Raw genomic sequence first — 23021 nt, 5'->3', positions numbered from 1 at the left:
GGCGCACGTGCCAGCTTGCATCATGATCTGGATGCGTTTATCGAGCGTGTGCGTGCGCAAACAGATGCATCGTTGGCAGTTGGGTTTGGCATCAGCACGCCAGAATTGGCAGCCTCCGTGGGCGCTTTGGCTGATGGTGTGATTGTTGGCAGTGCGCTCATTAATGCGGTAAATGCGGCCGACGACAAACCGCAGGCAGCCGCCGAATTTGTGCAATCACTGGCGGCTGCGTTGGAAAAATAATCATTCATCTTAGGGGCAGACCCAAATGTCTGCCCTTATATCTATCCACAATAACGGGCACACACAGGAGTGCCTCTACAAATTTATGCCCAATCATCTAAAAAACGAAACAAGCCCCTATTTGCTGCAACATGTCGATAATCCCGTTGATTGGTATCCGTGGGGTGACGAAGCCCTATCATTAGCACGTGAACTGGATAAGCCGATCCTGTTGAGCATTGGTTATGCAGCCTGTCATTGGTGTCATGTGATGGCGCATGAATCCTTTGAAGATGAGGAAACGGCCGTTCTTATGAACACCCATTTCGTCAACATCAAAGTGGATCGTGAAGAACGCCCTGACATCGACAGCATCTACATGAGTGCCGTGCAAGCACTCTCTGGCAGCGGCGGCTGGCCGATGACCGTTTTTCTCACGCCCGATGGCCGCCCGTTCTATGCCGGCACTTACTTCCCGCCCGCCGATCGCGGACCGATGCCCGGCTTCCCGCGCATCCTCCTGGCCGTTCATGAGGCATGGTCGCAGCGCCGTGCCGAAGTGGATTCGGGGGCTGATCGCCTCGCGACCGCCCTGCAGGCACAGTTCCAGGCTCTGCCCGACGCCGGACCGCTGACACCGTCGCTGCTCGACGACGCCGCGCGCTCGCTCGCACCGCAGTACGACCGGATCAACGGCGGCTTCGGCGGCGCTCCCAAGTTCCCGTCCCCGATGGTGCTTGAGCTGCTGCTGCGCGTTCATCAGCGCACCGGCTCCGAGCGCGCCATGCAGATGATTGAGCACACGCTGGACACGATGGGTCGCGGCGGCATCTACGATCAGGTCGGCGGCGGCTTCCACCGCTACGCCGTTGACGCAGTCTGGCTGGTGCCGCACTTCGAGAAGATGCTCTACGACAACGCTCTGCTGGCGCATCTCTACACCGCCGCCTGGCAGGTGACCGACGAGCCGTTCCACCGCACGATCGCCTCCGAGACGATCGACTGGGTGTTGCGCGAGATGACTTCGCCCGAAGGCGGCTTCTACTCGACGCAGGACGCCGACACGGAAGGCGAAGAGGGCAAGTTCTACGCCTGGACACCAGCCGAGATCCGTGCCGCACTGAACGACGACGAGCTCGCCGCGCAGGTCATAGAGCTACTCGGCATCAGCGGGCGCGGCAACTTCGAGGGCAGCAACGTCCTCGCCATCCAGCGTGCCGAAGACTGCATGCGCTGGCGTGAAGAGCCGCTCGCTGCAGCGCGACAGTCGCTCTTCGACGCGCGGCAATCCCGGACAGCCCCCGGTCGCGACGACAAAGTCCTGGCGGCCTGGAACGGCATGATGCTGCGCGCCATCGCGACCGCCGCCTGGGCGTTCGACGACGACCGCTACCGCGAGGCATCGATCGCCAACGCCGCATTCATCCGTGACAACCTCTGGGATGGCCGACGCGTCTTCCGCGTCTGGATGCATGACGAAGCGCGGATCGATGGCTACCTGGAGGACTACGCGAACGTCGTCGACGGCCTGCTCGCCACCTGGCAGGCGACGTTTGATCCGCAGTGGCTCACGCTCGCTGAGCAAATCGCGCAGGCGATGGTCGACGAGTTCCATAGTGATGGATCGTTCTTCGACGCCGGTGCGTCAGCAGAGCAGTTGATCGGCCGTCCGCGCGACTTCAGCGACAACGCGACACCGAGTGGCAACAGCGTCGCCTGCGATGTCCTTCTCCGCCTCGCCCACCTGAGCGGCCGCAGCGACCTGGAGCAGATCGCCCGCGATGTTCTGGCAAGTCTGGCGACTCACGCCGCCGGTAACGCACTCGGCTACGGTCGCCTGCTCTGCGCCGCCGACGTCGCCATTGGGCCGGTCGCCGAGATCGCTATCAGCGCCGACCCGACATCAGCGGATCTCTCTGATCTGCTCGATCCGCTGCGTCAGACTTTCCTGCCGCGCGCAGTCGTCGCTGTTGGCACCGACGGCGATCACGTTCCGCTGCTGTCCGACCGCCCGCAGATCGACGATCAGCCGACCGCCTACGTCTGTCGCGGTTTCACCTGCCAACTGCCCACCACCGATCCGCAGGTGATGCTGACGCAGTTGGCGGAGGTTGTCGGAGCGGAGTAACGCTTCGTTGCCCTACCAGATGTCGTTCGGGTCGAGGCCCAGTGCCAGCCGTCCGGCGTGCAACAGCGTCTTCTCCGGCGTTAGCGGATGGAACTTGCCCGCTCGCACGTCACGGTAGGCGCGTTCGATCGGAGAGCGGCGGAAGTACGAGCCGCCGCCGGCCAGGTCCATCGCCATATCCACCACGTCCGTCGCAGCGTTGACGACCTCGCGCTTGCCGACGACGATGATGTTGGCCGTCGCTTCGTCGAGCACGTAGTCGTTTCCGATCTCAGTCACTGCGCCGAGCAGCGCCCACCAGGCCGCGTGGAGCCGCGCGTCCATCTCGCCGACCTGACGCTGAATAGCAGCGTCGGTCAGCACCGATCCGAAGCGCTCGCTGCGCTTCATGACCGCCGCAACGGCTTCGTCCCGGGCACCGGCGGCAATGCCCCAGTAGACCGACGCAACCACCGGCGCGAAGTGGATCAGCGCGTTGCGCAGCGGCGGGTCGTTGCGGCCCCACGCGCGACGCGCCGAGATCTGCGCATCGCTGACGAACACATCATTGAGCACCAGGTCGTTGCTCTGCGTGCCGCGCATCCCGAGCGTATCCCACGTCTCGACCATCTCAATCGCGGGCTGTCGCACCGCCACTGCCGCCATCAGCACCACCGGCCCTTCGTTTGGGTCGTCGTAGCGCGCCATCGTCGTCATCAGGTCAGCGATCGGTGCCTGACTGCAAAACACCTTGCGCCCGCTGAACAGGTAGCCGCCGTCCGTGCGCGTTGCAGTAGCCGATGGCCAGATGCCGTCCGACCCGCCGCTGGTCATCACGATCAGGTTGTTGTCGGCGATCTTGCGCAGCGTCACCGCCACGCCATCCGCGCCGTGATGCAGACGATAGTTCAGTGCCAGCATGTTGTAGTGGTGCATCGCGATCGCCAGCGCCGTCGATCCGCAGCCCTTGGCCAACTCCGCCTGCGCGTACAACACCTGCCGCATCGACGCGCCCAGTCCGCCGAATTCCGCTGGTATCGCCAGCCGGGTATAGCCGGTCTCCTTCATCCGTGCGTAGTTCTCGGCCACAAACGTGTTGTCGTGGTCATGTTGCGAAGCTCGCTCGGCGAACTCGCGTGCAAGGTCCCTGGCGAGGTCGACGAAGCGGTCATCGCCCTCACGAAGTGGTCGAGGTTGAAACTTCGTCGTGCTGCTGGTTACCCATGATTGGGTTGCTGTCGTCATGGAGGTCCTCCAGTCAAACCGCGGCGCACATTCGCGCCGTCGTCGTTCCTGCCAACATCCTCAGATGTGTCAAAGGACTCGACTAGTTCGATCTTCGAACCTCGTCTGGTGATCGCTTGATCGTGTGCCGCATACTGGATCTATCGTTGACCATGTATCCACAACAGGAGAGTCGCACATGCCCGGATACGGTCAGTTCTGCCCGGTCGCGAAAGCTGCGGAAGTGTTTGCCGAACGCTGGACGCCGCTGATCATGCGCGAGATCCTGCTCGGCAGTAGCCACTTCAACGAGCTGGAGCGCGGTCTGCCGCACATCTCCCGCTCCGTCCTCGCCCAGCGCCTGAAGTCGCTGGAGCGCGACGGCCTGATCGAGCGCCGCGCCGACGGTTCCGGTCGGAACACCACCTATCTCCCGACCGCTGCCGGACGCGATCTATTCGATGTCATTCATTTGCTCGGCGTCTGGGGCGCGCGCTGGATGAATCGCGATGTCCGCGAAGAGGACGTCGATGTCGATCTGCTGCTCTGGGACATGCACCGCCGCATCAACCTCGACCAGCTACCCGCTCATCGCGTCGTCATTCAGTTCCAGTTCACCGGCATGTCCAGCAAGCGCTACTGGCTCGTGCTGCTGCCGACAGAGGCGGCAGTCTGTGTGACTGATCCCGGCTTCGACGTCGATATCTATGCCACTGCCGATACGATGGCGCTCCATCGCGTCTGGGTCGGACATCTGCCGTTCCCGACTGCGTTGGCCAGCGGCGCGGTCCAGCTCGAAGGTCGCCGCGATCTGGTTCGCCTGTTTCCCAGCTGGTTCCAGCTCAGCATGTTCTCTCACGTTGCTCCGGCAGCGGCGGATTAGTCCGTGCTCCACTCGCCAAAATCGCCGCTTGCCGTTACGCTCTGCCGAACGATTGCGACATGAATGCAAGCGGAAGGACGCAGAGGTGGCGAACGACAATCCGAGCGGGCATCTCGTTGTAGCTGTGCCGTTCGACGCGCAGGGATTCAACGAGGTCTGGCGAAACTACACTGGCGCAGGCGGTTACTTCGCGGCCAACAACATCTTCAGCAGGCTCGTTGTGCTCGATGTCTTCGACCGTGGTGATATTCACCCCGACCTGGCCGATTCGTGGGACATCCTCGATGACGGTGCGCGCTATATCTTCCACCTCAATCGCGATGCGCGCTGGCACGACGGCCAGCCGGTCACAGCCGAAGACGTCGCCTACACCTATCGCGAGGTCCTGATCAACGGCTATCACGGTCTGTCGTGGCTGCAGGATATCCATACCGTCGTGGCGCTGGATGATCACACCGTCGAGTGCCGCCTGAAAGCGCCTAACGCCGCTTTCCTGGCGCAGCTCGGCGCGTTCGTCTTCACCCACATCCTGCCGAAGCACCTCTATGAAGGCACCGACTGGTCCACCAATCCGCACAACCTGCGCCCGATCGGCAGCGGTCCGTTCCGCTTCGAGCAGTGGGAGCAGGGCGATCGGATCGAGCTCGTCGCCAACCCCGACTACTTCCGCGAGGGCCCATACGTCGAGCGCATTACCTACCGAGTCATCCCCGACACGAAGGATGCCTTCCGAATGCTCGAAGCCGGCGAGGTGCATTTTGTCGTCCAGGATGTGCCCTGCCAGCAGGTCGATGACTTCCGCGCCAAGGACGGCATCGACGTGATGTTCCATCCCGGCAACGCCATCGCGTTCGTCGCGTTCAACTGGCAAAAGGAGATGTTCCAGGATCACCGCGTCCGCGAGGCCATTGCGCGCGCGTTTGATCGCGGCCCGATCGCCGATGGCGTCTGCCCGCTCGCTTCGACGCCGACCCACTACTATCTCGAACGCGTTGATTGGGCATTCAACCCGGATGCCGCCGCTCCCGCATTCGACCCGGTCATCGCCGAACAACTGCTCGACGAAGCTGGCTACCCGCGCGATCAGGATGGCGTTCGCTTCCGCGTCGGTCTGGCCTATCGCTCGCTCTACTCGCACTACGGCGTCGCAGCGAAGATCATGGCCGAACAGCTCGCCCGAATCGGCATCGTCGCCGATGTCGAGTCCGTCGACCCAGTTGGCTGGAAGGAACGCTTCCAGGACGCCGGCGAGTTTGACCTGCTGCTCGACAGCGGCGACATCGGCCCCGACCCGCAGCTGATGGCCAGCTTCCTCGCCTCCGATGGACCGCGCAACACGATGCGCTACAACAACCCGGCAGTTGACGATGCCATCCGTGCCGGCCGCGCCACCGTCGATCGCGCTGCCAGGGGCCGCCACTACCGCGAGCTACAGGCCATCCTCGCCGACGACATCGCGCGCGTCCCGTTCATGCAGCACGGAGAGCACCTCCCGTACCGCGAAGAGTTCACCGGCTGGTCCTGGTCCGACGGCGTCCGCGGCACCGTGCCGTTCTGGTACCACGGCCTCGTCCGCCCCGCGAAATAGCACGCAGGTACACTGGCGCGCGGCCAACAACCGCGCGCCGCTTTGCTGTGTTGTTCGGTACGGGCGAACGGCTAGGTCGGGCTTGCTTGAATGCCATTCCAAATCAGTCGTTGGCCAGAAGGGCGTATCGCATACGCCCTTTTTGGCCACCAAACACCTTTCTACGGTACCCACCCCCACACGAACCCAGATCACGCAGGCGATCTCCCCGCCAATGTATCCTTATGTCGTATGACACGTATTCGCTTGCTGGAGGTATCCACATCCATGCCCTCAACGCTCCTTGGCGCTAACCCGACAACGGCGACGAACGAGATTCAGGTCTTTCCGAACCCGAATCCGGATCGCGACTACACCATCGAGATCCATACGCCGGAGTTCACCTGCCTCTGCCCGGTGACGGGGCAACCGGACTTCGCCGAAATCACCCTGCGCTACGTGCCCGATCAGCTCTGCGTCGAGCTGAAGTCGCTCAAGCTGTACTACTGGTCGTTCCGCAACGAAGGCGCATTCCACGAGGCCGTCACGAATCAGATCCTCGACGAGATCGTCGGCAAGATTGCGCCACGGGAGGCGACGGTCATCGGCAAGTTCAACGTCCGCGGCGGTCTGTACACCACCGTCACTGCGACCTACTCGGCACCAGACCGCGCGTAATCCGCATCACCATGGCATCGTTGAGCGCCATCGCTGCACGCATCCTCGCCGGTGAGCCGGTTGAGCAGGCAGCGTTCACTTCGCTGCCGTTGCTCGAACAGCAACAACTGGTTGATCTCGTGGTCGCTGAGCCATCCGGGCGGCGCTGGCTCCGGTCGCTGCCGGGTCTCGATGCCCGTGTCGCGGTTCGGCTGCTGCGATACGCGCAGGACTATCGCTCGCCTCGCCGAGACGCGACCCTCGACCGCGTCGTGGCGCGCGCGCCGATCGACGCCGTCGTAGATCATGCCGCCGCCATCGCGACCGGCTCTGCTGCGATGGCGCTCTGGGAGCGGCTGCAAGACGACCCTGACCGGCTTGTCTCCATCGCCGAAGCGACCGTCCAGATCGCCGCTGCCGCTGAATCGACGCTCTACTTGCTGGTGCTCGATCCGCTGGATCCGTTCAACCTCGGCACAGCACGTCGCACGGTGATCGCTCGCGCTGCGCTCACGAGCGACTCCGCCGAGGCCCGTGGCATCGCCGCCGAATTCCTCGCCAACGCCGCGCCCGACCACTTGCTCGCTGTCCTCGACGATCTCGTCCGCAGTGATTCGGAGCGGGTGCGCGGCATCGCCTGGCTGACCGCCCTGCAGATGGCACCGGAGGAGACGTTTCAACGCGCAACAACGTTCCTGCTGGACGAATCGCAGCCAATCGAACTGCGTCGCAGCGCCCTCGTAGCAATCGGTATGCGCATGCCGACGAGCGCCATTACCGATCTGCTGAGCGCCTTCGTCATCCATCCCGATCCTGCCCTGGCCCACGATGCCGCCGACCTGCTCTATCAGCTGCACCGCAACCCCGAGACGGCCGAAGCGGCCCGCATGAGCCCGCATCCCGAGATTCGCGAGATCGCCGAAGCGCTGCTCGATCCCCGTCGTGGCTCGCCTGCTGCCGGGGGCTCGCGTCCGGGCGATCCAACGCGTACGATTGATATATTCAGGGAGTTGATCGAACGCAGTGAGCCGCCCGGGGCGAATGGCGTACACCGCCGCTGATTGACCTTTGTATGGAGAAGCACGAAAGATGACAGAACAAACCACAGCCGATCCCAATGTTCGTGAAGAGCGGTTGAGAACCGCCTATACCGAGACCGAGTTGCTGTGTCCGAAGTGCCGCGCAAAGTGGTCGCCGCCAGTTGCAAACTTCATCAACTTCGGGACCGACCCGAAAGGTCTCGAAGGCATCCTGCGCCGGTCGATTCACCATGCCTACTGCCCGGCCTGCAAGTATCACGTCGAGATCGACCACATCTTCTCGGTCTACATGCCGGATGAAAACCTCGTCCTCCAGATCCGCCCCGCCTGGGAGTTCAAGGCCGGTGGTGGTGAAGAGATCTACTGGAAGCGGCTCGAAACCCTCGTCGAGAAGTGGGCCGATGTCGATGTCCGTGTCGATGTCGCGTTTGGCTTCGATGAGGCGATCGAGAAGTTCCTTGGTGGACAGGCAGCCGCTGACGCCGCGATGGAACGCGCGAGCCAGGAACGTGAGCAGGGCCTCGCCTCCGGCGACCTTGTCCCCGGCACCCAGGGCAACACCGCAACCGCCTAGGGGCAATTTCATGCTCACGCCTGCCGATGTGATCTGCAGTGAGATCTCTCTCCCGTGTTGGACTGCGACTGACGAGTGAGAGATCTCTCACTGTTGGGTGGCATTGCCCGGGTGCCCCTTGGGCGTTGGCTCCCGGCGGCAGATGACAGGGGGCAGGGATGGCTGTCGGGCCGGACTGCTCGCCATTGCTGGCAATGACGTCCCGCTAGATTGGCATCCAACCCTGTACCCTGTCATTTCGAGCGCGCACGCGAGAAATCTCCCACCCGCTCGACACGATCCAACCCACGGGAGTGCTTGCTAGTCATTGCCACTACCCGCGTGCCACGCTGCGTAACTAAACGGCCCCAACCCGTTGCCGCACCTGCCGGTCCGCATTACCATGCCCGCATTGAAACGATGACGATGGAGGGCAGTTCATGTCGGCTGATGCAGGCACGCAAGTCAACTGGGATGCAGTACGTGAGGAAGTCGCCACTCGGCTTCAGGACCTGATTCGATTCGAGACCGTCAACCCGCCGGGCAACGAAGTGCAGGTCGCGAACTACCTGCGCGATGCCGTCGCCGAGGTCGGTCTGTCGTCGCATGTGTTGGAGAGTGCGCCGGGTCGCGCCTCGTTCGTGACGCGCATCGAGGGCGAGGGCAAGGGCCGACCGCTGATGCTGATGGCCCACAGCGATGTTGTCTCGGTCGAGGCCGACAAGTGGCAGCATCCGCCGTTTGCCGCTGACATCGTCGACGGCATGATCTGGGGTCGCGGCGCGGTCGATACGAAGAACCTGGTTGCCTCGGAACTGCTTGTCACCCTGCTCATCAAGCGGATGGGCCTGAAGCTCGATCGTGACCTGATTTTCTGCATATTTGCTGACGAAGAGGCCGGCGGTCGCTACGGCGCGACCTGGATGTGGGAGAACCACCGCGACCTGATCGACGCTGAGGTAGCAATCAACGAGGGTGGCGGCAATGCTATCGACGTCTCAGGCCGACGCTACTATCTCTGCCAGACCGGCGAGAAGGGCGGCGCGCGGATGAAGATCGTCGCCCGCGCTGAGCCGGGCCACGCGTCGGTCCCGCGCGACGACACTGCGATGCTCCGCATGGGTCGCGCTCTGGTCAAGCTGACCGAGCATCAGTTTCCGACCGTCATGACCTCGTCGGTCGAAGAGATGCTGCGGACCTTCGGCGCGGCGCTCGGTGGGCAGTCGACTCTAATCGACGAAATCATCGCCAACCCGACCTGGGAGAATCTCAATCGCCTGCCGCTCGGCGAGTTCGAGAAGCTATCGCTGCGCGCGACGACGCGCAACACCGCCGTACCGACGATCATCCACGGCGGGCACCGCATCAATGTCATCCCCGGCGAAGTCACCTGCGATGTTGATGGCCGCATCCTGCCAGGTCAGGACCCGGACGCGTTCCGCGCGGAGGTGCAGGCACTGCTCGGCAACGAGGTCGAGATCGTGGGCAGCGGTGGCGCGGCCGGGATCGAGGCCGACCCGGCATCGGAGCTGTTCGACACCATTCGCGCGGTGATGGGCGATATCGATCCGGGCTCCGAAGTTGCGCCGTTCCTCGTCTCCGGTGGCACCGATGCCAAGTCGATCCCGGGCGTCAAGGTCTACGGCTTCAACCCGGCACCGTATTCCGTTGAGGAGATGAACGGCGCGCACAACCACGACGAGCGCGTCTCAATCGACAATCTGCTGTTCGCGACGAAGGCGCTCTTCGAGATCGTCGTGAGCTACTGCTCGGCGCGCGTGTGAACCGACAACGTGGGCTTGTCCTGTTCGATATTGACGGCACGATCCTGATCGGCGGGGATCGCCACCACGGCGCGGCGTTCACGCGTGCCTTTGAGGCGGTCTACAACAAGCCGGTGACGCTCGACGGTGTCCCTCTGGCCGGGATGCTCGATAGCCAGATCGCCCGCATCCTGTTCGAACGCCACGGCCTTGACCGCGCCGAGTCGGAGGCGCGGCTGGAAGAGATGATGGCGGCCATGGGGCAGCACTACGTCGAAGCGACTGCCGAGGCCAGTCTGCGGGATCGTCTGCTGCCCGGCGTGACGGAGGCCGTCCTCGCTGCCCACGAGCAGGGCTGGACCGTCGGCGCGCTGACCGGCAACGGTCAGGCCGTCGGTGAGGCCAAGCTCCGCGCCGTCGGGCTGGACGCGCTCATTACGTTCGGTGCCTGGGGCGATCGCGCCGTCGAGCGAGGACATCTCGTCGATGAAGCGATCAGCGAGGCGGCCCGCGCCACGGGTGAGCAGTTCACACCGACTGAGGCGGTGCTGGTCGGTGACACCCCGGCAGACATCGCCGCTGCGCGCCTGGGTGGCGCACACGTCGTCGCCGTCGCCACTGGCCGCTTCGACGTCGCGGCGCTGGCGAATCACAACCCGGATGTGCTGATGGAGAATCTCTCCGATACCAGCGCGTTCGTCGCCGCAGTCAGCCAGATCCTCGGCTGACTGCGGTATCCCCGTTACCTGAATCGCGGTACCATCGTCATACAAGCATATTCAAGGGAGGATCGCATGCAGATTTATGTTGGCACGTCGAATGGTGTCTGCCGCCTGGACGGCACGAATCTTGTTGAAGTCGGCCTGCCTGGCGAACGCGTCTCGGCGATCTATGCCGATGGCTCGGTCATCCTCGCCGGAACCTATGGCAATGGTCTCTATCGCAGCGTAGATGATGGCCAGACCTGGCAGCAGATCACGGACGGCCTGACCTCGTCCGCCTTCCGCACGATCGTGCCTGACCCGCTGGATGCCTCGGCGATCCTGGCCGGCACCGAACCGGCCCGCCTCTATCGCAGCCACGACGGGGGCCAGACCTGGGCGGAGGCCGAAGGCATCCCGGCACTGTCGCCGGTTGAGGAGTGGTACCTGCCCTACTCTCCTCGCGCTGGAGCGTTGCGCAACGTCTTTGCCCCGACTGGTGGGCAGCGCCTGCTCGCATCGGTCGAAATTGGCGGCTTGCTCGATAGCCCGGACGGTGGTGAATCGTGGAGCATCGCACCTGTTGTCCAGGACGACGACATCCACCACATCACCGGCCACCCTGACGATCCGCAACTGCTCTTCGCCTCGCTCGGATACGCGGCGCTGAAGAGCAACACGGACCGCGGCGACTACAAGCTCGGCGGCGTCGGGCGCTCGCGTGACGGCGGCCAGACCTGGGAGAAGGTCGAGAACGACTACACCCGCGCCACGCTCATCCCCAGCGCCGATACCAGCCTGCTGCTGGCCGGCCCGGCTCCGCACGTCGGACGGGAAGGCCGGATCGTCGTGTCATCCGACGGCGGCGATTCGTGGCAGTCTGCGTCGGGCGGTCTGGAATCCCCCATGCGAGACATGGTCGAGCTGTTCGTCGAAGCGCCGGACAACAGCGTCTGGGCGATCTGCTCCGGCGGACGACTGCTGCGCGCAGAGCCTGGCGAGTGGCAGTGGGAGACGCTCGTCGCGGACGATGCGCCGGTCGATATCGAAGCGGTCGCGTTCGTCAGTTAGCGCCGGTTCGCGCGCTCCAGAATCATGTCCAGCACGTGCTGATCGAGGCGTTCGACCGGCGTAGTTGGAGCAAAGCGCGCTGGATCACCGCGCCGATCAACCACGATCGGCCACATCCCGGCTGCCTGCGCGGCACGCAGTCCTGGCAGCGCGTCCTCAAGGACGACGCAGGCTGCCGGGTCGGCACCCAGCGCAGCCGCACCGGCGAGAAACGGCCCCGGGTCTGGTTTGCCATCGGGCACATCGTCCGAGCTGATCGCCGCCGTGAAGACGTCGCCGAGGTCGAACAGGTCAATGACCATATTGACCTCCGCTCGCCGTCCGCCGGTGACGATCGCCAGCGGCAGGCCATGTCCGGCCAGCTCGCGTGCCAGCCACTGCCCATCACGGTACGGCTCGACCAGCTCAGCGAAGCCGCGCGTCATGCGAGCCAGCTTCTCGATCAGCAGGTCATCGACCGGCGCGTCCAGATGTTTGCGGAGCAGCCAGTCGCTGAATCCATCGCGATCCGGCCGGCCAAACAGAAATTCGTCGTACTCCTGCTCACTCGGCACCGGCAGACCGAAGTGCGCCAGTGTCTCTACGGTCATGCGGAAATGCACCGGCTCGGAATCGATCAGGACGCCATCCATGTCGAACAGCACTGCGTCAATCGTCGTCATTCGTGAGGGGGTCTCCAGTATCTGCGGAACGGCTCAGGCAATGACGCGTATCGTCTCACAGGTTGGGTCCGACATGCCCGAGATATACATGCCTTCGCGAAGCCCGATGCGCAGATAGTCGACGGTCGCCGCCTGAATCCGCTCTCCAGGCGCGACAATCGGCACGCCCGGCGGGTATGGCGTGATCGCCTCGGCGCTGATCTCACCTATCGACGCCTCGACCGACACGACTCTGCTTGGCCGCGTGAATGCCTCGCGCGGCGTCGTGACCGCCTCACCGCCGTACAGCAGCTCGCCCAGCGAGCGCGCAGCAGCAGCGTGCCGGACAGGTCGCGGTTGCGCCGCCATGGCGGTGAGCCCTGCAGCCGCCCGCTCGATCGACTCCTCACTGTCGCCGATTGTGATCAGCAGCATGACGCTCAGCAGGTCGCTCATCTCGACGTAGACGCCGTGCTCGGTGCGCAGAAACTCCTCGGCCTCGTAGCCGGTCCAGCCCAGTTGATGAACATCGATCATGATCCGGGTCGGGTCGAGTCGCGCGCCGGGCGACGCGCTCACAATGTCGTCGCTAACCACAGCCAGCCCCGGCAGCCGCGTCAGGCTACTGCGCAGCTCTGTCGCCAGGTGTATGGCGCGGCTCAGCAACGCCTCGCCTTCGAGCGCCATCTGCCGACGACTGGCATCGAGCGAGGCATAGATCAGTGCTGACGGGCTGGTCGTCTGGGTCATGTCGACCAAGGTATCCAGCCTCGCAACGTCGATCCGCTCCCGCCGGGCGACGAGCGTCGATCCCTGCGTCAGCGCCGCCAGCATCTTGTGCGTGCTCGATACCGCAGCATCCGCCCCTGCCTGCATCGCAGATGGCCCGACGGCCGGATGAAAGTGCAGATGCGGCCCCCACGCTTCGTCAACGAGGAGCGGGACGTTTGCCGCGTGGCAAATGTCAGCTATCGACCTGAGATCGCTGGAGATGCCAACGTATGACGGACTCGCCAGCACGACCGCCCTGGCGTCGGCATGACGCGCGAGTGCCTCGGCAACTTGCGACGGCGCAACGCCGATCGGAAGATTGCGCTCGGCATGGATCTCCGGCGTGAGATAGACCGGTCGAGCGCCGCTCTGGATCAAGCCGGTCATCAGCGACTTATGCAGCATCCGCGTGACGAGCACGGTGTCGCTGTCGTTGGCAACGCTCATCAGCATCGCCACGTTACCAGTCGTACTGCCATTGACCAGGTAGCGCGCGCTGTCACCGCTGTATGCGGCCGCCGCCAGCGCCTCAGCGCGCTTCAGTAGCCCGTACGACAGGTGCGTCGTATCGACTCCACCACCGTGCGGTACGTCGCAACCCAGTGCGTCCGGCAGCAGATCGCGCATGCCCTGTGGCGCGCCGATTCCGCGCTTGTGCCCGGGGGTCGAGAATGGCACCCCGCTGCCCGTCGCAAACGCGCGCAGCGCGTCGAAGAACGGCGCTTCATTCTGGTCGATCAACTCATCCGGCTCCTCTTCGTGCTGGCCCCGAAGGACCGGCCGTCTTCCGCGACCTTCTGGCCTCTGGTATGGTACGCCGCGAGTGGCAGGCAGAGGTCTGCTGCATGCGATCGACGAGCGCAGCGAGGAGCCTCACGATGTCCGCACATGGCGATCGGTCGAGTCACCACGGCGGCGAGGACGATCTGTTCGATGATATCCGCGAATTTCTCTCCGAGAATTCCGTGGATCGGATCTACGAGGACATCGCGACCGCCTACGGGTACGCCGCCACCTTCGTCGAGCGTGAGCTTCGTGGTGTCGATGAGTTCGACCGCATGTTGCGCGCGCTGGAACGATTGATCGAGGATACATTCGGCGAGGAAGTCGATCCCGACCTCCGCGCTCGCTTCGCCGAATCGCTCTATCTCTACGGCCTGGCCCACTACTCGCTGATGCAGCAGATCATCGGCGGGCCGCATGGCGAATCCGAATCTGACGACGACGAGGACTCACCCCGTCCGCTTGTCATCTACGATGTCTGGTTCCCGGGTGATGTTGCCATCGAGCGCGCGCAGGACGGCCTCTATCTGCACATCAGTGATAGCCGCATCGATCTGTCGATCTATCTCGGCGTGTCGCCGAATGAGCGCAGCACGCTGGTCGATCTGGTCGACCACTGGGGCTACGCTGCTTCGAACACCAAGCCCGCCGAGAACGACGCCGACCTGTCAGGGTCCGTTCCGATGCTGACGGTAGAGATCGACTACAACGGCTCGGAGCTCATTGACGCCGGGGACCACGTCGATGTCCTCTTCTTCGATCACGAAGGCGAGCCGGTCGTCCGGATGCACGCTCGCGCCGGTGACCTGCGCACCATCGTTGACGAGCTCCAGGCCGCCGAGCGCGAAGATTCACTGTAGGGATGAATGTCCGAACTCCTGCGCAGCGCATGTTATTGGGGACGTGCGCCGATTAAACGACCGCGAATCGCAAATGGCCGAGTTGGGTGAATGGAGAGCTAATGAAGACACGGTATACCCCTGAGATGGCCGTTGACCTGCGCATCCCGTTCGACGTCCAACTGTCGCCGGACGGCAGCCAGGTCCTGTTCCGCGTCGAGCCCGTTGGCCATCGCAAGCCGGAGCGCACCAGCACGATCTTCGTCGTGCCGTCCGATGGCTCCGCCCCGCCACGCGCCATCACTGGCAGCGACAACAACAACACCTCGCCTTCCTGGTCGCCAGACGGCCGCATGATCGCGTTCGCCTCCGATCGCCCGGAGCGCGGTCGCCAGCAGCTTCACGTCATCCCCTCGACAGGTGGCGAGCCGCTGCGGCTGACCAATCTCGACGGCGGCGTCTCCAACGTTGCGTTTGCTCCCGATGGCGCATCGATCGCCTTCACCGCGCGCCGCAAGGCGCTGGCCGGAGAAGACGATCCGCGCAAGGAGATCCGCGTCGCCAGCGAAGTATGGCGGCCCCACGGCATCGCCCGCGTCGCCCCGACCGGCGGCCCGCACACAACGATCGGTCCGCGCGAGGGACACGTCTGGGGCTACGCGTGGTCGCCGGATGGCCAGACGATCGCCGCGTTCATCTCCGACACCGAGAATCTGGCCGACTCGTGGGACAACGTCCGGCTTGTCGTCACCAACGTCGATGGCTCTGACGAGCGCGAGCTGCTGCGCCTGACCGGTTTTCCGGCTCCACCGATCTGGTCCGAGGACGGGCGCTATCTCGCCGCCGTCGGCTCGGTCGCCGAAAACCATGATTCGCGCAATGTCTACATCGTCGAAGTTGCCACTGGCGACGTGACCGTTCTCGACGACCGCGGCATGTCACCGAACGCCGTCGCGTTCGCCGGAGACGATCTCGTCGTCCACTCAGTCGAGACGCAGCGCACCCGTGTCGATCGCGTTGATCCGGGTGGCGAGGAGTGGGAGTCGGTCGATCTCGGCGCGGAGCTTTCCGAAGCCTGGGTCGATATGCGTGGTGGCTGGGATGTGCGCGCAGGACGTATTGCCGTGGCCGCAGCCTTCGCTGACCATCCGATGAACGTTTACGCCGGTGCCCTCGGTGGCGCAGCCAAGCGCCTGACCGACCTGAACCCGCAACTGCGCGACGTCGATCTGGTCGGCATGGAGCCGCTCGAGTGGAAGTCGACCGACGGCACCGTAGTCTACGGCTGGCTGATGCTGCCGCCAGACCACGACGCGAGCTCCGGCCCGCTGCCGCTCATCTCCGTCATCCACGGCGGTCCATCGGCCCAGTGGGGTAACTGGTTCCATGGCACCTGGCACGACTGGGGTCAGGTCCTTGTGCCGCACGGCTACGCCGTCTTCATGCCCAACCCGCGCGGCAGCACCGGACGTGGCGGCGCATTCACCGGCGCGAATCGCTATGACTTCGGCGGTGGTGACTTCGAGGACATCATGACCGGCGTCGATATGCTCATCGAGCGCGGCGTCGCCGATCCGGATCGACTCGGCATCTGCGGCTGGTCGTTCGGCGGATTCATGACCGCCTGGACCGTCGGCCATACCGACCGCTTCAAGGCCGCCATCGCCGGCGCGGCCTGCACGAACTGGGTCTCCAAGATCGGCACGACCGATATTCGACCGTTCAATGAGTGGAACCTCGGTGCCGTAAACGAGGATCCGGACCGCCCATGGGAGCGATCGCCGATCCGTTACGCCCGCAACGCCACCACACCAACGCTGATCGTGCATGGTCAGGCGGATGTGCGTGTCCCGGTGACGCAGGGAACCGAGTTCTACAACGCGCTCCGGGCCGCCGGGGTCGATACCGAAATGGTCTCCTACCCGCGCCAGGGCCACGCCTTCGAGCGCGCCTTCGAGCTTGACCTGCTCCAGCGCCTCGTCGGCTGGTTTGAGCGCTACCTCGGTCCAACGCAGGATTGACCCGTACCGTCCAACGCCGTGTCTGACTGCCTTTGATAGTCAGACACGGCGCATCTGTTCGCCCAACCCATGCCGACCGCACCCCAGAATGGAGATTGCATGTCCAGACCCTACACTCCAGAAATGGCCGTCGACCTGCGTGTCCCGTCCGAGATCAGGCTGTCGCCGGACGGCAGCCACGTTCTCTATCGCGTCGAGCCGATCGGCCACCGCACATCTGCCCGCACCAGCACGATCTTCGTCGTCCCCGCAGATGGCTCAGGCTTCCCGCGTGCGCTCACCGGCAGCAACCACAACAACACGGCCGCAACCTGGTCGCCTGACGGCTCGAACGTCGCGTTCCTGTCCGATCGTGCTCAGCAGGGCACGCAGCAACTACACGTTGTCCCGGTCGGCGGTGGTGAACCACTCGGCCTGACTCAGATCGATGGCGGCGTTTCCAGCCCGACGTTCGCCCCGGATGGCCGCTCAATCGCGTTCACCGCTCGACGCAAGGCGCTGGCCGGCGAGCCTGACCTGCCGCAGGAGATTCGCCTCGAAAGCACGCTCGCACGCCCTCGCGGACTCGCACAGGTTCCCGTCACCGGCGGGCCGCCCGAGGTCATTGGGCCGCGCGATTGCCATGTCTGGGGCTTCGCCTGGTCGCCTGATGGCGCGACGATCGCCGCGCTGATCTCCGACACTGACGCGCTGGCCGACGCCTGGGACAATGTCCGCCTCGTTGTCTGCGCCGTCGATGGCACCGGGCAGCGCGAGCTGCTGCGCCTGTGCAGCTTCCCCGGCACGCCGCTCTGGTCTGACGATGGTCGCCGCATCGCCGTGATCGGGGCACAGGTATCCCAGCGTGACGCAACCAACGTCATCGTCGTCGACGTCGCGTCCGGCGCTGTCACCATCATCGACGACCGCGACATGACCCCGAATGCCGCGCTCTTCGTTGGTGACGACCTGCTCGTTCACTCCGTCGAGATCCAGCGCACCCGTATTGATCGCGGCGTAGCCGACAGCCCGGAATGGGAGCAGCTCTCGTTGGGCCCAGCGCTCGCTGACGCCTGGGTAGAAGCGCGTGCCGGCTGGGATGTCCGAAACGGCATGATCGCCGTCGCCGGGGCGTTCCCCGATCATCCGGCCAACATATACGCCGGTCCGCTCGGTGGTGATCTCGTCTGCCTGACCGACCTGAACCCGCAGATCCGTGGCGTTGATCTGTCCGACATGGAGTCGATTGAGTGGATGGCGAGTGACGGTATGGTCATCCACGGCTGGCTGATGCTACCGCCGGGTAGCGATCTCAATGCCTGTTACCCGTTGGTCGCGGCGATTCATGGTGGCCCGACCTGGCAGTGGGGTAACTGGTTCCACGGCACCTGGCACGACTGGGGCCAGATCCTGACCGCCGCAGGCTATGCCGTCTTCATGCCAAACCCGCGCGGCAGCACTGGGCGCGGTCGCGCGTTTACCGGCATCAATCGCTTCGATTTCGGCGGTGGTGACTTCGATGACATCATGACCGGCATCGACATGCTCATCGAACGCGGAGTCGCCGACCCGGATCGACTCGGCATCTGCGGCTGGTCGTTCGGCGGATTCATGGCAGCCTGGGCGATCGGTCATACCGACCGCTTCAAGGCGTCCGTCGCGGGGGCTGCCTGCACGAACTGGGTCTCCAAGATCGGCACGACCGACATCCGCCCGTACGATGAGTGGGATGTCGGCGTGGTGAATGCCGACCCGGATCGCCCATGGTTCCACTCCCCGCTGCGCTATGCCGGCAAGGGCACCACGCCGACGCTGGTTCTGCACGGACAGGCCGACGTGCGCGTACCGGTGACGCAGGGCACCGAGCTCTATCACTCGGTCAAGGCGAGCGGCACCGATGCCGAAATGGCCTCGTACCCGCGTCAAGGGCACGCCTTCCACGAGCGCGCCTTCGAGCTTGACCTGCTCCAGCGACTGGTCGGCTGGTTCGACCGCTACCTGGATCCGGACGTGGAAACGCGAGATTCCTGATCAGTCCGAGCTGCAGCCGTGTGTGTGTCGCGCACGGCTGCAGCCCAGGTGTCAGCGTGTCCGCGTACAATGACGCCATCTATCCGTCCCACATCCGGAGGAAGAGCACATGGACCCTGCCTGGCGTGACCCTGCCACCGAGGCTGCCATCCTGGCCGACATTTCGCTTGATGAGCCCTGGGCGCTCGTCGAGCAATTCAGCACGCTCACGCGCCTTTCCGGCTCCGACGACGAGGCGCGCGCGGTGGACTACATCACAACCCGCCTCACCGATTGGGGAATCGAGCACGCGGTCCACCACCCGACCTGCCTGATCAGTCTGCCCGGCCCGGCGACCCTGCGGACTATTGGGCCTGCCGGACGCAGCTTCACCGTCAAAACGCCTTCTTTCTCGCCGACGACCGCCGGCGAAGAAGTCGAGGCCGAACTCGTCTACATCCCCGGCTCCCAGGCGGCAGGAATCAACGAGCTGTTCTCCGACCAGCGCACCGCTGCCGGCCAGGACCTGCGCGGTAAGATCGTCATGACCGAGGGACTCGGGATAGCCGCGCGCGGATTTGATCTCGCCGGGTCTGGCGCAGTCGCCGCGCTGTTCATCAATCCGGGCGAGCGCATCCACGAAGGCATTACGACGACGAGCTGGGGTTCACCCGACCTCACCTCGACCGATCGCACGCCGCCGGTCCCGATCCTGGCGATCAACCGCCCGGACGGGCAGGCGCTCATAGACATGCTCGCGAGTGGCCCGGTACGCGTCGCGTTCTCCAACCAGACCGACACCAGCTGGCGGCAGATCCCGGTCGTCGTCGCTGAGATCCCCGGACGCAACGAGTCCGACGACTTTCTGCTCTTTCACGGCCACATAGACTCGTGGCACGTCGGCGTCGGCGACAACGCCACCGGCGACGCGACCCTGCTGGAGCTGGCTCGTGTCTTCAGCAACCATAGCGACAAGCTGGACCGCGCGATCCGCGTAGCCTGGTGGAGCGGCCACTCGCACGGCCGTTACGCCGGCTCAACCTGGTACGCCGAAGAGTACGCGCACGACATCCTGCAGCATTGCATTGCCCACGTGAACTGCGACTCTCCCGGCTGCCGTTGGGCGTCGGTCTACGAAAACGTGTCGTGGATGAGCGAGGCGGGCGATTTCGCGCAGTCGGTCATCCGCGACGTCACCGGCCTGGACTCCTCCGGCGAGGGCCACGTCCTGCGCGCCGGAGACTGCTCGTTCAACAACCTCGGCGTCACGACCTACTTCATGCTCTCCTCGACCATGCCGCAGGACCTCGTCGCCGAGAAGGGCTACTACCCGGTTGGTGGCTGCGGCGGCAACATCGCCTGGCACACCGAAGACGACACGCTCGACGTCGCCGACCGTGACAACCTGCTCCGCGACATGCGTGTCTACGCCACCGCCATCGTCCGCACGGTCAATGCGCCAGTTCTGCCTTTCGACTACCGCGCGACCGTCGACGAGCTACGCGCCGCCGTCTCCCGTTATCAGGACGCTGCCGGACACGACATTGATCTGGAGCCGACGCAGGACGCGCTCGAAGCGTTGCGTGATGCGCTCGACGAGATGTACGAGATGTTCACGACAATCGGCGACGATAAAGACCGGCGCACTGCCGCCAACGATGCCCAGGTTGACATCGCTCGCATTCTCGTCACGCTCGGCTACACGCAGGACGGGCGCTTCCGCCAGGATCCTGCCCGCGCCATCGCCACACTCCCGGCGCTCGCCAGTGCCTTGCAGCTTCCGGACGCCGATGCTGACGCGAGACAGGTGCTGCTCAACGAACTGCGGCGTAGCCAGAACGCAGTCGTCTGGGAGCTGATCCAGGCAGTCGCCACCGTCGAGCAAGCAATCGAGTGGCAGGAACCCCACGATTAGCCCGTAACATCTGCCCCGGCAGACAACGAACGAGGGCGGCCATCTGGCCGCCCTCGTTGATCCCATCTGAAGCGCCGAGCTCCTACTGCTCGACCCACCAGGTCTCAGCGTTGAACCGGGTGTTCTGCTGGCTCGGGAAGAAGTTGTGCACGCGCTTGTTGACGCCGGTGATGCCCTGGCTGAACACCGTCACACCCATCGGGATGTCGACAAGCAGCTTGTTCTGGAACTCGGTGTAGAGCTCGATGCGCTTCTGCTTGTCCGGCTCTGCCGCCGCCTGCTTCAGCAGATCATCCACCTCCGGGTTGCAGTACTTGACCATGTTGAAGCCCGCCTTGTACGAATCGCAGGCCCACATCGCCGACTGATCCGGCGTCGCATCCCAGCTGAATCCGACGAGGAAGATCTCGAAGTCAAACGTCTCGGTGATGCGCGAGACGAGTTGCTGGAACGGCTCCGGTTGCGGCGTCATCTCGACGCCAACAGCCTTCCAGTACTCCTGCATCGCCTGCAACGACTGCACGGCGATGTTGTTGCCGGAGATGCCATACATGTCGAACGACATGCGCTGGCCGTCCTTCTCGCGGACGCCATCGCTCCCGGCCATCCAGCCGGCCTCGTCCAGTAGGGCGTTGGCCTTGTCCGGGTCGTAGTCGTAGCGCAGGTCCGGCTCGATGCCCTCCGGGTTCGCCGCCCACGATGCGGTTGGCAGCGTTCCGATGGCGACCTCGCCGTAACCGAAGTAGATGTTGTCGACGATCGCCTGGCGATCGAGCGCATACATCAGCGCCTGACGCACCTTTGCGTCCACGAACTTCGTCGTGATCGACTCGTCCATGTTCGTGCCGTAGAACGTGAAGCTCAGCTGCGGGTAGACCTCGATGTTCACATCGGTGTTCTCGAAGTCCGCAACCTGCGATCCTTCGACACCGACATAGACATCAACTTCGCCCGTCTTCAGCTGCTGAATGGCGGATGCCGTATCCGGCACGATCTTGTAGATGAACTCGTCGAGCGCCGGGGCACCATCCCAGTAGTCGTCGTTGCGCTCCAGCGTCACGTGGTCGCTGGTGATCCACTCCTTGAACTTGAACGGCCCAGTGCCAACGACCCGCGACGGATCGTTGCCGGTCGAGCCTGGATCCTGCTGAACCTGGGAAGGCTCAATGTCGCCCCAGACGTGGTTTGCCAGAATGCGGAAGCTGCCCGAGTCGATCGGGAAGTCAACGACTGGCAGCTTCAGCTTGAAGTGAACTGTGAAGTCATCAATCAGCTCGACAGTGTCGATCTTCGAGGTCAACGTCGATGTCTGGTTCGAGCCGCTGTCCGGGTTCATGAACAGGTCGTACGTCATCTTGACGTCTTGTCCGGTGAATGGCTCGCCGTCGTGCCAGGTCACGCCATCGCGCAGATAGAACGTCCATTCCGAGGCGTCCTCGTTCACCTCCCAGGAGACAGCCAGGTTGCCAGTCGGCTCCAGCGAATCCGGATTGGTTTCGATCATGCTCTCGAGGATGAGTGAAATGACGTTGCCCGACGGCACGTCGTTCTGCAGGATCGGGTTCAGCGTGCGGATATCGAGGCTATCAGCCTGAATCAGCGTTCCGCCGGTTTGCCCCGGCTCCTCAATATCCTTGCCCATCAGCCGGTCGCCACCGTCGATGCGCGTGCCGCCACCGGCCTCCGGTGATCCCGGCTCGGTCGCTTCGGCTTCGGGGCTTCCCTCTTCGGTTGCTTCCGTCGCCTCGGGAGCTTCTGTTGGGCTCTCTTCAGCAGCAGCCTCAGTGGATGTCGGCTCGGCGCCGGACTCCGGTGCGGTCGTGCTGGTTGCCGCTGCCGGTGTCTCCTCGTCGTCACCGCCGCAAGCCGCCAACAGGCCACCGAGGACGGTCAGCCCTGCCGCGCCAATGATTGATTTCCCCAGAAAGCCACGCCGAGACATCCGCGTCTGACGCGCGTTCTGCAATGTACTGCGGACCCGTTCCAGGTCGTCGCCCACGGTTGATCCTCCACTCTTCGCAACACCCGACTCCCACGTCCGCCTACCAGACGGCAAGCGTCTGGCATCGTACGGAAAGTCTGTCTTGCTGTCTATAGCGAAACTGCAAGGCGATCATCGTATCGTAATACGACGTCAAGGCATCAGTCGGACGCTTTTGTCAGCTCCTGCCGTCGGCCTTCGACCGAGCTGAGCAGTCGTCGTCGCCGCAGTCTCAACGTGGCGACTTCGCGGCGCAGGCGTTCCTCTTCGCGCTTGATGAAGTTGGCCAGATC

At 64.1% G+C, this 23021-nt stretch carries 18 protein-coding genes; 14 read left to right on the top strand and 4 right to left on the bottom strand.

Annotation, left to right across the window (positions count from 1 at the left end):
* Both M9890_10110 and M9890_10105 read left to right on the top strand, forming a co-directional pair.
* On the top strand, positions 1-243 hold a 243-nt coding region (locus M9890_10110), incomplete at its 5' end, for a tryptophan synthase subunit alpha (GenBank protein MCO5177310.1).
* Between the two features lie 85 nt (positions 244-328).
* Complete coding sequence (locus M9890_10105) at positions 329-2350, top strand: thioredoxin domain-containing protein (protein ID MCO5177309.1); 2022 nt, start codon at positions 329-331, stop codon at positions 2348-2350.
* Between the two features lie 12 nt (positions 2351-2362).
* Here the strand turns inward: M9890_10105 and M9890_10100 are convergent, their stop codons facing one another.
* Positions 2363-3574, bottom strand: coding sequence for an acyl-CoA/acyl-ACP dehydrogenase (locus M9890_10100; protein MCO5177308.1), 1212 nt, complete (start codon positions 3572-3574; stop codon positions 2363-2365).
* A 178-nt stretch (positions 3575-3752) separates the two neighbouring features.
* Here M9890_10100 and M9890_10095 point away from each other — a divergent pair, with 178 nt between their 5' ends.
* From M9890_10095 to M9890_10060, 8 genes are all read left to right on the top strand, one after another.
* The gene (locus M9890_10095) at positions 3753-4436 is read left to right on the top strand and encodes a helix-turn-helix transcriptional regulator (protein MCO5177307.1); all 684 of its coding nucleotides are present in this window, start codon (positions 3753-3755) and stop codon (positions 4434-4436) included.
* Positions 4437-4521: 85 nt separating this feature from the next.
* Positions 4522-6024 (top strand): ABC transporter substrate-binding protein, encoded by a 1503-nt coding sequence (locus M9890_10090; GenBank protein ID MCO5177306.1) that lies wholly within the window; start codon positions 4522-4524, stop codon positions 6022-6024.
* A 267-nt stretch (positions 6025-6291) separates the two neighbouring features.
* Entirely contained in the window at positions 6292-6681 is a 390-nt protein-coding gene (gene queF / locus M9890_10085; GenBank protein MCO5177305.1) for a preQ(1) synthase, read from the top strand.
* An 11-nt stretch (positions 6682-6692) separates the two neighbouring features.
* Positions 6693-7721, top strand: coding sequence for a hypothetical protein (locus M9890_10080; GenBank protein ID MCO5177304.1), 1029 nt, complete (start codon positions 6693-6695; stop codon positions 7719-7721).
* A 28-nt stretch (positions 7722-7749) separates the two neighbouring features.
* Positions 7750-8274, top strand: a complete 525-nt coding sequence (locus M9890_10075; GenBank protein MCO5177303.1) for a CpXC domain-containing protein — start codon at positions 7750-7752, stop codon at positions 8272-8274.
* Positions 8275-8693: 419 nt separating this feature from the next.
* A complete protein-coding gene (locus tag M9890_10070; protein MCO5177302.1) occupies positions 8694-10037 on the top strand; it encodes a M20/M25/M40 family metallo-hydrolase in 1344 nt (447 codons plus the stop codon).
* The gene (locus M9890_10065; protein ID MCO5177301.1) at positions 10034-10744 is read left to right on the top strand and encodes a haloacid dehalogenase-like hydrolase; all 711 of its coding nucleotides are present in this window, start codon (positions 10034-10036) and stop codon (positions 10742-10744) included. Before M9890_10070 ends, M9890_10065 begins: the two co-directional genes overlap by 4 nt.
* 66 nt (positions 10745-10810) lie before the next feature.
* Positions 10811-11788 (top strand): hypothetical protein, encoded by a 978-nt coding sequence (locus M9890_10060; protein ID MCO5177300.1) that lies wholly within the window; start codon positions 10811-10813, stop codon positions 11786-11788.
* Here the strand turns inward: M9890_10060 and M9890_10055 are convergent.
* Together M9890_10055 and M9890_10050 are read right to left on the bottom strand one after the other, a co-directional pair.
* Positions 11785-12450: an HAD family phosphatase gene (locus M9890_10055; GenBank protein MCO5177299.1), complete on the bottom strand. Its 666-nt coding sequence runs from the start codon at positions 12448-12450 to the stop codon at positions 11785-11787. The genes M9890_10060 and M9890_10055 overlap by 4 nt on opposite strands.
* A 33-nt stretch (positions 12451-12483) precedes the next feature.
* Positions 12484-13941: an aminotransferase class I/II-fold pyridoxal phosphate-dependent enzyme gene (locus M9890_10050; GenBank protein ID MCO5177298.1), complete on the bottom strand. Its 1458-nt coding sequence runs from the start codon at positions 13939-13941 to the stop codon at positions 12484-12486.
* Positions 13942-14078: 137 nt separating this feature from the next.
* Between M9890_10050 and M9890_10045 the strand changes: the two genes are divergently transcribed.
* From M9890_10045 to M9890_10030, 4 genes are all read left to right on the top strand, one after another.
* Positions 14079-14843 (top strand): hypothetical protein, encoded by a 765-nt coding sequence (locus M9890_10045; GenBank protein ID MCO5177297.1) that lies wholly within the window; start codon positions 14079-14081, stop codon positions 14841-14843.
* 101 nt (positions 14844-14944) lie between these two features.
* On the top strand, positions 14945-16843 hold the full coding sequence (locus M9890_10040) for a S9 family peptidase (protein ID MCO5177296.1): 1899 nt from the start codon (positions 14945-14947) through the stop codon (positions 16841-16843).
* A gap of 99 nt (positions 16844-16942) precedes the next feature.
* On the top strand, positions 16943-18853 hold the full coding sequence (locus tag M9890_10035) for a S9 family peptidase (protein ID MCO5177295.1): 1911 nt from the start codon (positions 16943-16945) through the stop codon (positions 18851-18853).
* Positions 18854-18962: 109 nt separating this feature from the next.
* Complete coding sequence (locus M9890_10030) at positions 18963-20747, top strand: M28 family peptidase (GenBank protein MCO5177294.1); 1785 nt, start codon at positions 18963-18965, stop codon at positions 20745-20747.
* 82 nt (positions 20748-20829) lie between these two features.
* Here the strand turns inward: M9890_10030 and M9890_10025 are convergent, their stop codons facing one another.
* A complete protein-coding gene (locus tag M9890_10025; GenBank protein ID MCO5177293.1) occupies positions 20830-22746 on the bottom strand; it encodes an ABC transporter substrate-binding protein in 1917 nt (638 codons plus the stop codon).
* Positions 22747-23021: the final 275 nt, after the last annotated feature.

It is taken from the genome of Thermomicrobiales bacterium (genome assembly GCA_023954495.1).
Taxonomy (GTDB): domain Bacteria; phylum Chloroflexota; class Chloroflexia; order Thermomicrobiales; family CFX8; genus JAMLIA01.
Note: the sequence above shows the minus strand (reverse complement) of the source record. Positions and strands in the feature narration are given on the sequence as shown.

Coding starts and splice junctions, on each gene's coding strand:
- M9890_10105 (MCO5177309.1), top strand. CDS start 329: ATGCCCAATCATCTAAAAAACGAAACAAGCCCCTATTTGCTGCAACAT.
- M9890_10100 (MCO5177308.1), bottom strand. CDS start 3,574: ATGACGACAGCAACCCAATCATGGGTAACCAGCAGCACGACGAAGTTT.
- M9890_10095 (MCO5177307.1), top strand. CDS start 3,753: ATGCCCGGATACGGTCAGTTCTGCCCGGTCGCGAAAGCTGCGGAAGTG.
- queF (MCO5177305.1), top strand. CDS start 6,292: ATGCCCTCAACGCTCCTTGGCGCTAACCCGACAACGGCGACGAACGAG.
- M9890_10080 (MCO5177304.1), top strand. CDS start 6,693: ATGGCATCGTTGAGCGCCATCGCTGCACGCATCCTCGCCGGTGAGCCG.
- M9890_10075 (MCO5177303.1), top strand. CDS start 7,750: ATGACAGAACAAACCACAGCCGATCCCAATGTTCGTGAAGAGCGGTTG.
- M9890_10070 (MCO5177302.1), top strand. CDS start 8,694: ATGTCGGCTGATGCAGGCACGCAAGTCAACTGGGATGCAGTACGTGAG.
- M9890_10060 (MCO5177300.1), top strand. CDS start 10,811: ATGCAGATTTATGTTGGCACGTCGAATGGTGTCTGCCGCCTGGACGGC.
- M9890_10055 (MCO5177299.1), bottom strand. CDS start 12,450: ATGACGACGATTGACGCAGTGCTGTTCGACATGGATGGCGTCCTGATC.
- M9890_10045 (MCO5177297.1), top strand. CDS start 14,079: ATGTCCGCACATGGCGATCGGTCGAGTCACCACGGCGGCGAGGACGAT.
- M9890_10040 (MCO5177296.1), top strand. CDS start 14,945: ATGAAGACACGGTATACCCCTGAGATGGCCGTTGACCTGCGCATCCCG.
- M9890_10035 (MCO5177295.1), top strand. CDS start 16,943: ATGTCCAGACCCTACACTCCAGAAATGGCCGTCGACCTGCGTGTCCCG.
- M9890_10030 (MCO5177294.1), top strand. CDS start 18,963: ATGGACCCTGCCTGGCGTGACCCTGCCACCGAGGCTGCCATCCTGGCC.